This is a genomic window from Streptomyces sp. NPDC059832, assembly GCF_042731715.1.
Taxonomy (GTDB): domain Bacteria; phylum Actinomycetota; class Actinomycetes; order Streptomycetales; family Streptomycetaceae; genus Streptomyces.
The window spans coordinates 50,047-59,914 of the sequence record NZ_JBHWIY010000034.1 but is presented as its reverse complement, the minus strand read 5'-3'; the positions used below and the strand labels follow the sequence as shown (position 1 = coordinate 59,914).

The following is a 9,868-nucleotide window of genomic DNA, read 5'->3' as shown; positions in this document are numbered from 1 at the left end:
ACACCCCTCCCCGGAGGGGGGTCCACACGGGCCCCACAGCAGAAGAGAAGGGGCGTCGCCCGGGGGGCCCCCCCCCCGCCCCGCTGCCACGGTCACTGCTCGGAGCGTGCTGCCTACAGCGCGCCGAAGCCCACGCGACGCGTGCTGGGCTCGCCGATCTCCACGTAAGCGATCCGGTCGGCCGGCACCAGGACCTTGCGGCCCTTCTCGTCCGTGAGGCTGAGCAGCTGCGCCTTACCGGTGAGAGCCTCGGCGACCGTGCTCTCGACCTCTTCGGCGGAAAGCCCGCTCTCCAGAACGATCTCCCGGGGCGTGTGCTGCACCCCGATCTTGACCTCCACGGCTATGTCCCTCCGACGGTCAGTCCCTGCGCGGTGAGCCGCGCCGTACGCAGCACACATTAGCCCGCTGAGGGGAGCCGCCAGTGGTCGGCGGGCAACGCCCGCAGCGAACACGGACGGCGACCGCTCCGGGCGGCCCGCGTCAGTGCTGATCGATGCCGTGCAGCGGGAAGCCCGCGATGCCCCGCCAGGCCAGCGAGGTCAGCAGCTGGACCGCCGTGTCACGCGGAATGGCGGACCGGCTGGAGAGCCAGTACCGGGCGACCACCTGGGAGACACCGCCCAGGCCGACCGCGAGCAGCATGGACTCGTCCTTGGACAGTCCCGTGTCACCGGCGATGACGTCGGAGATCGCCTCCGCGCACTGCAACGACACCCGGTCGACGCGCTCGCGCACCGCGGGCTCGTTGGTCAGGTCGGACTCGAAGACCAGCCGGAAGGCACCGCCCTCGTCCTCGACGTACGCGAAGTACGCGTCCATCGTCGCGGCGACCCGGAGCTTGTTGTCGGTGGTCGACGCCAGGGCCGTACGGACCGCCTGGAGAAGCGACTCGCAGTGCTGGTCGAGAAGGGCCAGATAGAGCTCCAGCTTGCCGGGGAAGTGCTGGTAGAGCACCGGCTTGCTCACCCCGGCCCGCTCGGCGATGTCGTCCATCGCGGCGGAGTGGTAGCCCTGTGCCACAAAGACTTCCTGCGCGGCGCCCAGCAACTGATTGCGTCGGGCGCGGCGAGGCAGGCGAGTGCCCCGCGGGCGCGCCGCCTCGGTCTGCTCGATGGCTGTCACGCCGCCTCCCAAATTTGTGATCGGACACAGCCTTTCCGTGCACGCTGCGCCGTACAGCCATCGTACTTTTGGGTAACCCGGGTGTGCGCGGCGCGGACGCAGAATTTCATGGACCGGACGGCTGCGGTAGCCACAGATTCCCCGGCCACCGGGACAAAGCAGTTTGTATCAGCGGTAATCGTCCTCATCCTGTGTCACGACGCGGGCCTGTTCCGCCGCATCGGCCTCGTCGGCGCTGTCCCGGTCGATGTCCGTGAGCGGTTCGTCGTGCCGCTGCTGGAGATCCGCCCGCTGCTCGGCGGCGTCCGCCCGGGGCGTCTCCTGGTCCGGTTCGTCCGGCTGGATGTCCTCGAAGGTCTCCGGGTCGCTGGGGTCGACCGTCATGGTGACTCCCTTCCTTGCTTCGAGCGTAGGAGCTGCGCCCGTGGGCCGCTACGCGGTCTGTGACGGCGAACACATGAATCGGGGTGTGATCGTCTCGTAACATTGCCGCATGTCTTCGACCGAACTGCCGGGAGTCCGTGCCGTCGCCGCCGCGGTGTCCCCGGCAGTGAGTGCCGTCGGGGTCGCGGAGGGGGAGCAACTGCGCTCCGTCGCGCTGCCGGGGCTGACGCTGACCGTCCGGTCCCGGCCGCCCGAGCGGACCGGGCTGCCGCCCGCGCTCTACGTGCACGGGCTCGGCGGCTCCTCGCAGAACTGGTCGGCGCTGATGCCGCTGCTCCAGGATGTGGTGGACGGCGAGGCGGTCGACCTGCCCGGCTTCGGTGACTCGCCGCCGCCGGACGACGGGAACTACTCGGTCACCGGGCATGCCCGCGCCGTGATCCGGTTCCTCGACGCCGAGGAGCGCGGGCCGGTACACCTGTTCGGCAATTCGCTCGGCGGTGCGGTGGCCACCCGGGTCGCCGCGGTCCGTCCCGACCTGGTGCGCACCCTCACCCTCGTCTCGCCCGCGCTCCCCGAGATCCGGGTGCAGCGGTCCGCCGTACCGACGGGTCTGCTCGCGGTGCCCGGTGTGGCCGGTCTGTTCGCCCGGATGACCAGGGACTGGTCCGCGGAGGAACGCACCCGCGGGGTGATGGCGCTCTGTTACGGCGATCCGGGGCGCGTCTCCGAGTCGGGCTTCCGCGCAGCGGTGGCCGAAATGGAGCGCCGGATGGGACTGCCTTACTTCTGGGACGCGATGGCGCGCTCGGCGCGTGGCATTGTCGACGCGTACACGCTCGGCGGGCAGCACGGACTGTGGCGCCAGGCCGAGCGGGTGCTCGCTCCGACCCAGCTCGTGTATGGCGGACGGGACCAGCTCGTCTCGTACCGGATGGCGCGCAAGGCGTCCGCGGCCTTCCGTGATGCGCGGCTGCTGACCCTGCCCGACGCGGGGCACGTGGCGATGATGGAGTACCCGGAGGCGGTCGCCCAGGCCTTCCGGGAGCTGCTCGACGAACGCGGCGGGAGCTGATCCGGGGCGTGGGACGACATAGCCGAAAGGGCCCCAAACCCTCGGGGTCCGACATCGAGGCCGCCACCGCGGACGCGGGCGCCGATCGTGAGGCCGTCCGGCCGGTCCCCGGCACCGGGCGGCGCCGGAGGTCGGCGGAGGCGCCGGCCGGCTCCGACGGGCACACCCCGTTCCAGCAGAGCGGACACGTCCGCGGCGGCCACCCCGAACAGCGCGAACCCGGCGGCGGCTGGGGGGCCGGTCCCCAGCAGCTTCACCGGGGCGACGACCACCGGCCCGGGGCGCGGCCGGCGGCCCAGCAGCAGGCGGGTGCCGGGCGGCAGCAGCCGACCGGCACCCGGCCGCTGATACCGGGACCGCGGCGCGAGTTCGTCGAGGCGTTCGACGCGCCGCCCGCGCCGCCCGCTCCGCGCGGGCCTTCCCTTCCGCCGGCCCGCCCCGCCGATCCGTCCGCCCCGGCCGGCGAGCGGGACGAGCAGCCGCCCGGCGGCGGCAGCGCCGATGGCCCGGCGCCGGCCAAGGACGGCAAGGGCGCCAAGGGCCGCACCTTCACCGGGATCGCGGCCGCCGCGGTGACCACGGTCCTCGCGGTGGTGGTGGCCGGGCAGGTCGCCCAGGACAACGGCGGGACCACCGCCGCGCAGCCCTCGGGCGTCGACCGGCGCGGCCCCGACGGCGCCTCCCGCTCGGACGACCGGCCGACCCCGGAGCCGGTGCGGGCCAAGCCGCTCTCGTACGCCCAGAAGATGGCCAAGGCCTATCCGCTCGCCCCGGAACTGAAGGCGTCCGGAAAGTTCGAGGCGGTTCCGGGGACGGCGAAGGCCCCGGGCCGGGGGCACAGGTACCGCTACCGGATCGACGTGGAGAAGGGCCTCGGCCTCGACGCCGCGCTCTTCGCCAGGGCCGTCCAGGAGACGCTCAACGACGACCGCAGCTGGGCGCACGACGGGGCGATGACGTTCGAGCGGGTCTCCACCGACGACCCCGATTTCGTGATCACCCTGGCCAGTCCGGGGACCACCGGCGAATGGTGCATGAAGTCCGGGCTGGACACGACGGAGGACAACGTCTCGTGCGACTCCGCGGCGACCGAGCGCGTGATGATCAATGCCTACCGCTGGGCACAGGGGTCGTCGACCTTCGGTCCGGACAAACTCTTCGCCTACCGCCAGATGCTGATCAACCATGAGGTCGGTCACCGGCTGGGTCACAACCATGTGAGTTGCGGCACGCGCGGAGCCCTCGCTCCGGTGATGCAGCAGCAGACCAAGTCCCTGAACATCGACGGGATCAAGTGCCGGCCCAACGCCTGGGTGTATCCGCCCAGTTGATCCGGGAGAGGGTGGGCCCGCAGGTGCGACGGGCCGCCTCCCGGGCGCGCCCCGCCTCGTGGTCGTACGCGGAACCGGCGTACGCATGCCCGCAAACTGTCCGCATGGTGAGATGGCTGTCTCAATTCGCGTTGACATCCCCTGGGCGGTGATCCATATTTCTCGACATGTCACACGGCCCCGTCCTCCCCGATCGCGCAGTCATAGAGCTGGCGCTCATCGGTGTGACCGGGCACAGTGTCGCCGACATCCACTGTTGCTGACGCCTGCCCGAGCGCGCGTCCGCCCGCGGTCCGAGCCCTGACGGGCCTGGGCCGCCACGCATGACTGCCGCGCCGGGCGCATTCCGCCCGCAGGCGCGGCAGTTCGGTGTTTCCGGTCAATTTCTCCACCCGTCGACCGGCTGTGTGCACTCGCTCTCGTCGCTGCCTGCGCGGAATTCCTTTTGTTCCTTTCTCCAGGCAGTACACCCGAGAGGTCACCTTCCGATGCGTCAACCGTCCGTCATATCGCGCCGCGTGGCAGCGGCCACCGCAGTACTCGTCGTGGCCGCGGGTGCCGCGGCCTGCGGGCCCAAGGACAACAAGGGCGGCGACGGCAGCTCCGGCGCGGCGGGCAAGCCCGAGAAGGGCGGCACGCTCACCGTCCTCAACAGCAAGCCGCAGGAGGACTTCGACCCCGCGCGGCTCTACACCTCCGGCGGCGGCAACGTCCCGTCCCTGGTCTTCCGCACGCTCACCACCCGCAACCGGGAGGACGGCGCCGCCGGTGCGAAGGTCGTCCCCGACCTCGCGACCGACCTGGGCAGGCCCAGCAAGGACGCCACCGTGTGGACGTACACCCTCAAGGACGGCCTGAAGTACGAGGACGGCACCGCGATCACCAGTGCCGACATCAAGTACGGCATCGAGCGCTCCTTCGCCGCCGAGCTCTCCGGCGGCGCGCCCTACCTGCGCGACTGGCTGATCGGCGGCGCCGACTACCAGGGCCCGTACAAGGACAAGAAGGGCCTCGACTCGATCGAGACGCCCGACGCGAAGACGATCGTCTTCCACCTCAACAAGCCGGAGGGCGAGTTCCCCTTCCTGGCCACGCAGACCCAGACGACCCCGGTGCCCAAGGCCAAGGACAAGGGCACCAAGTACGAGGAGCACCCGATCTCCTCGGGCCCGTACAAGGTCGTCAAGAACGAGGGCGACGGCGAGCGCCTGATCCTGGAGCGCAACCCGCACTGGTCGGCGGCGACCGACGAGGAGCGCAAGGCCTACCCCGACCGGATCGACGTGCGCTCCGGGCTCGACTCCGCCGTCATCAACCAGCGCCTGTCCGCCTCGCAGGGCGCCGACGCCGCGGCTGTCACCACCGACACCAACCTGGGCCCGGCCGAGCTCGCCAAGGTCACCGGCGACAAGAAGCTGGCCGCCCGCGTCGGCACCGGCCACTTCGGCTACACCAACTACATCGCCTTCAACCCGAAGGTGAAGCCGTTCGACAACCCGAAGGTGCGTCAGGCGATCTCGTACGCCGTGGACCGCTCCTCCGTGGTCAACGCGGCCGGCGGCTCCTCGCTCGCCGAGCCCGCCACCACCTTCCTGCCCGACCAGGCGGCCTTCGGCCACACGCCGTACGACCACTTCCCGGCCGGGAAGAACGGCAACGCGGCCAAGGCCAAGGAACTGCTGAAGGAGGCCGGCTACCCCAAGGGGCTGACCGTCACCCTCACGCACTCCAACGACAAGGACTTCGCCACCAGCCCGGAGATCGCCACTGCTCTCCAGGAGGCGCTGAAGAAGGCCGGAATCACCGTCAAGCTCCAGGGCCTGGAGAGCAACGACTACTCCGACACGGTCTACAGCCTGAAGAGCGAGCCCGGCTTCTTCCTCGGCGGCTGGGGCGCCGACTGGCCGTCCGGCGGTCCGTTCTTCGCGCCGATCTTCGACGGGCGCCAGATCGTCAAGTCCGGCTACAACTTCAACTCCGGCCAGCTGAACGACCCCGCGGTCAACAAGGAGATCGACGAGATCAACAAGCTGACCGACCTGAGCGCCGCCGCGAAGCGCTGGGGCGCGCTCGACAAGAAGGTCGGTGAGCAGGCGCTGACCGTGCCGCTGTTCCACCCGGTCTACAAGCGCCTGTACGGCGAGTCCGTCAAGAACGTCGTGATCAGCGACTGGACCGGTGTGCTCGACATCTCGCAGGTCGCGGTCAAGTAGCCATGGCAGACGCAATTCCGGCCGAGGAGGCGGGGGCCGTCGCGGTCCCCGCCTCCGGGGCCCATCCGTTCTGGCGGCGGCTGCGCGCCCGGCGCGCGGCCCTCGTGGCGGCCGTGATCGTCGCCCTGCTGGTCCTGGTCGCGCTCGCCGCACCGCTGCTCGCGGGCATCGAGGGCCAGGACCCCACCACGTACCACCCGGATCTCGTCGACTCCGCCACCGGCGGGGTGCCGGCCGGCTCCTTCGGCGGGATCAGCGCCGAGCACTGGCTCGGCGTCGAACCGCTCACCGGGCGCGACCTGTTCGCCCGCGTCGTGTACGGCGCCCGGGTCTCGCTCGGCGTCGCGCTCGCCGCCACCCTGCTCCAGGTGCTCATCGGGGTCGGCATCGGGCTCGCGGCCGGGCTCGGCAACCGCTTCGTCGACCAGGCGCTCAGCCGGGTCACCGACGTCGTGGTCGCGCTGCCCGTCATGGTGATCGCGCTCGGCGCGCTCGCCGTCGTACCCACGAGCTTCCCCCGCCCGGTCCTGATCGCCGTGATCATCGGCCTGGTCGGCTGGTCCGGAACCTCGAAGATCGTGCGCGCCCAGACGCTCTCGCTGAAATCGCGCGACCACGTCGCCGCCGCCCGGCTCAGCGGCTGGGGTTCCTGGCAGATCGCCAGGCGCGAACTGCTGCCCGCGCTGGCCGCCCCCGTCATCACCTACGCGGTGCTGCTCTTCCCGGCGAACATCGTCGTCGAAGCGGCCCTGTCCTTCCTCGGTGTGGGCATCAAGCCGCCCACACCGTCCTGGGGACAGATGCTCAGCGACGCCGACACCTGGTACCAGGCGGCGCCCACCTATCTGCTGATCCCCGCACTGCTGCTCTTCGTCACCGTGCTGGCGCTGACCGTCCTCGGCGAGGGCGTGCGCACCGCGCTCGACCCGCGCGCCGAGTCCCGGCTGCGGATCGGCACCGGACGGAAGAAGGAGGCCGACGCGTGAAGTGGTTCCTGCTCCGGCGCCTCGGTGGAGCACTCTTCGTGCTGCTCGCCCTCAGCGTCGTCGTCTACGCGGCCTTCTACGTCGCCCCCGGCAACGTCGCGCAGATCGCCTGCGGTCCGCGCTGCTCGCCCGCACAGGTGGCGCAGGTCAGCGAACAGCTGCACCTGGGCGACCCGTTGTACGTGCAGTACGCGCACTTCCTCCAGGGGCTCTTCGTCGGCCGCGACTACTCGACCGGGACCGGGGTGCTGCACTGCCAGGCGCCCTGCCTGGGGCTTTCGTACCAGAGCGACCAGCAGGTCACCGAGCTGATCCTGGCCAAGCTCCCGGCCACCGCCTCGCTCGCCGTCGGCGCCTTCGTGCTGTGGATGCTGCTCGGGGTCGGCACCGGACTGCTCTCGGTGTGGCGGCGCGGCCGGCCGACCGAGCGCGTCCTCACCTGGATCACCCTGGCCGGCATGGCCACCCCGGTCTTCGTCATCGGGCTGCTGCTGATCATCATCCTGGTCACGGCGCTCCAGATCCTGCCGTTCCCGGACTACGTACCGCTCACCGAGGACCCGGAGCAGTGGGCCTGGAACCTGCTGCTGCCCTGGATCTCGCTGGCCCTGGTGTCCGCCGCGCCGTACGCCCGGATGACCCGGGCCTCGATGCTGGAGACCCTGGCCGAGGACCATGTGCGCACCTTCAGGGCGTACGGGGTCGGCGAACGGGCGCTCGTGGGGCGGCACGCGCTGCGCGGTGCGCTGGCGCCGGTGATCGCGCTCGGCGCACTGGACATCGGCTCGATGTTCGGCGGCGCCGTCCTCACCGAATCGCTCTTCGGGATTCCCGGGGTCGGCCGTGAACTCGTCGACGCCGTGAAGCACGTGGACCTTCCGGTGGTCGTCGGTCTGGTGCTCGTCACCGGATTCTTCGTCGTCCTCGCCAATGCCGTCGCGGACATTCTCCAGGCGATGGCCGACCGACGGGTGGTACTGGCATGAGCCTGGTCGAAGTCTCCGATCTCTCGATCTCGTTCGGCGATGTGCGGGCGGTGGACGGGCTGTCGTTCTCGCTGGAGGCCGGCGGCGCGCTCGGCGTCGTCGGGGAGTCCGGCTCCGGCAAGAGCGCCTCGGCGTACGCCCTGCTCGGACTGCACCGGGGGACCGGTGCGAAGGTCGGCGGCTCGATCCGGGTCGCCGGGGTGGACGTGAGCGCGGCGGACGACGCGGAACTGCGCGCCCTGCGGGGTGCGAAGGCCGCGATGGTCTTCCAGGACCCGCTGTCCTCGCTGGACCCGTACTACGCGGTGGGCGACCAGATCGCCGAGGTGTACCGGGTCCACCACCGGGCCTCCCGCCGGGCGGCGCGGGCACGGGCGGTGGAGGTGCTGGACCGGGTCGGGATCCCCGACGCGGTACGGCGGTCCCGGTCCCGGCCGCACGAGTTCTCCGGCGGGATGCGGCAGCGGGCACTGATCGCGATGGCCCTGGCCTGCGAGCCCCAGCTGCTCATCGCCGACGAGCCGACGACCGCCCTGGACGTCACCGTCCAGGCCCAGATCCTGGACCTGCTGCACGATCTGCGCCGGGAGACGGGCATGGGGCTGCTGCTGGTCACGCACGACGTGGGCGTGGCGGCGGAGTCGGTCGACGAGGTGCTGGTCATGCAGTCGGGGCGGGCGGTGGAACGGGGGCCGGTGGGCGAGGTGCTCGTGGCGCCGCGCGAGCCGTACACACGGGCGCTGCTGGCGGCGGTGCCGCGGGTGGCGGAAGGACGGATCCCCTCGGGCGCGAAGCCGGCGGACGACGCGGGCGCGCCGCTCGTCGAGGCCGTCGACGTCCGGCAGGTGTTCGGCAGGGGGAAGACCGCCCTCGCCGCCGTCGACGGTGTCTCGCTCACCGTCCGGCGCGGCGAGACCCTCGGCATCGTCGGTGAGAGCGGCAGCGGCAAGACCACCCTCGGGCGGATGCTGGTCGGCCTGCTGGAACCCACCTCGGGCCGGCTCACCCGCGAGGCCCGGGTGCAGATGGTCTTCCAGGACCCCGTCTCCTCGCTCAACCCGCGCCGCTCGATCGGCGAGTCGGTCGCCGACCCGCTGCGGGCCTCGGGGGAGCGCGACGAGGCGGTGATCAGGGCGCGGGTCCGGGATCTGCTGACCCGGGTCGGCCTCGCCCCGGAGAGTTACGACCGCTATCCGCACGAGTTCAGCGGCGGACAGCGCCAGCGCGTCGGGATCGCCCGCGCGCTGGCCGCCGAGCCGGAGCTGATCGTCTGCGACGAGGCCGTCTCCGCGCTCGACGTGACGACCCAGGCCCAGGTGACCGCCCTGCTTGCGGAACTGCAGCGGGAACTGGGGCTCGCCCTGGTCTTCATCGCGCACGACCTCGCCGTCGTACGGCAGGTCAGCGACCGGGTCGCCGTCATGCGGCAGGGCCGGATCGTCGAGGAGGGCGAGGTGGGCCAGGTGTACGAGAACCCCCGGGACCCGTACACCAGGCAGCTCCTGGCGGCCGTTCCCGCGCTCGATCCGGCGCTCGCGGCGGTGCGCCGCGCGGCCCGCAAGGAGCTGGCCGCCGCCTGACCCTGTGTGACCGATCGCTCCCATAGCGCGACAGAACGCTACGGGGGCGGGAAAGTTACGACGGTTCACCCCTTTCGGTGGGGGGGGGGGAAAAAAACCCGCCTGCCCCCCCCGGGCCCCCTCCCCGTCGTCCCCCCTCTGCACCGCCACCCCCCCAACGAGACCCCCAAAAGAGAAACGGGGGGGGT

At 71.5% G+C, this 9,868-nt stretch carries 10 protein-coding genes; 7 read left to right on the top strand and 3 right to left on the bottom strand.

Going from position 1 to position 9,868, the window contains the following annotated elements; translation table 11 throughout:
* Nucleotides 1-113: 113 nt before the first annotated feature.
* The 3 genes from ACFV8T_RS37095 to ACFV8T_RS37085 form a co-directional block, all read right to left on the bottom strand.
* Nucleotides 114-341, bottom strand: a complete 228-nt coding sequence (locus tag ACFV8T_RS37095; RefSeq protein WP_218105578.1) for a DUF3107 domain-containing protein — start codon at nt 339-341, stop codon at nt 114-116.
* Between the two features lie 142 nt (nt 342-483).
* Complete coding sequence (locus ACFV8T_RS37090) at nt 484-1,125, bottom strand: TetR/AcrR family transcriptional regulator (protein WP_018105511.1); 642 nt, start codon at nt 1,123-1,125, stop codon at nt 484-486.
* Nucleotides 1,126-1,293: 168 nt separating this feature from the next.
* Nucleotides 1,294-1,509 carry a hypothetical protein gene (locus ACFV8T_RS37085; protein WP_266414632.1) on the bottom strand — a complete coding sequence of 72 codons (216 nt, stop codon included), beginning with the start codon at nt 1,507-1,509 and terminating at the stop codon, nt 1,294-1,296.
* Nucleotides 1,510-1,618: 109 nt separating this feature from the next.
* On the opposite strand from ACFV8T_RS37085, the gene ACFV8T_RS37080 reads away from it, so the two are divergent.
* From ACFV8T_RS37080 to ACFV8T_RS37050, 7 genes are all read left to right on the top strand, one after another.
* Complete coding sequence (locus tag ACFV8T_RS37080; RefSeq protein WP_385336142.1) at nt 1,619-2,584, top strand: alpha/beta hydrolase; 966 nt, start codon at nt 1,619-1,621, stop codon at nt 2,582-2,584.
* An 8-nt stretch (nt 2,585-2,592) separates the two neighbouring features.
* Nucleotides 2,593-3,915 (top strand): DUF3152 domain-containing protein, encoded by a 1,323-nt coding sequence (locus ACFV8T_RS37075; protein ID WP_385336140.1) that lies wholly within the window; start codon nt 2,593-2,595, stop codon nt 3,913-3,915.
* Between the two features lie 167 nt (nt 3,916-4,082).
* Nucleotides 4,083-4,178 (top strand): Ms4533A family Cys-rich leader peptide, encoded by a 96-nt coding sequence (locus ACFV8T_RS37070; protein WP_323180069.1) that lies wholly within the window; start codon nt 4,083-4,085, stop codon nt 4,176-4,178.
* Nucleotides 4,179-4,403: 225 nt separating this feature from the next.
* On the top strand, nt 4,404-6,128 hold the full coding sequence (locus tag ACFV8T_RS37065; RefSeq protein WP_385336138.1) for an ABC transporter substrate-binding protein: 1,725 nt from the start codon (nt 4,404-4,406) through the stop codon (nt 6,126-6,128).
* A gap of 2 nt (nt 6,129-6,130) precedes the next feature.
* Nucleotides 6,131-7,114, top strand: a complete 984-nt coding sequence (locus tag ACFV8T_RS37060; protein WP_385336136.1) for an ABC transporter permease — start codon at nt 6,131-6,133, stop codon at nt 7,112-7,114.
* Entirely contained in the window at nt 7,111-8,100 is a 990-nt protein-coding gene (locus tag ACFV8T_RS37055) for an ABC transporter permease (protein ID WP_266414625.1), read from the top strand. The genes ACFV8T_RS37060 and ACFV8T_RS37055 overlap by 4 nt, the downstream gene beginning before the upstream one ends.
* Nucleotides 8,097-9,680, top strand: coding sequence for a dipeptide ABC transporter ATP-binding protein (locus tag ACFV8T_RS37050; RefSeq protein ID WP_385336134.1), 1,584 nt, complete (start codon nt 8,097-8,099; stop codon nt 9,678-9,680). Before ACFV8T_RS37055 ends, ACFV8T_RS37050 begins: the two co-directional genes overlap by 4 nt.
* Nucleotides 9,681-9,868: the final 188 nt, after the last annotated feature.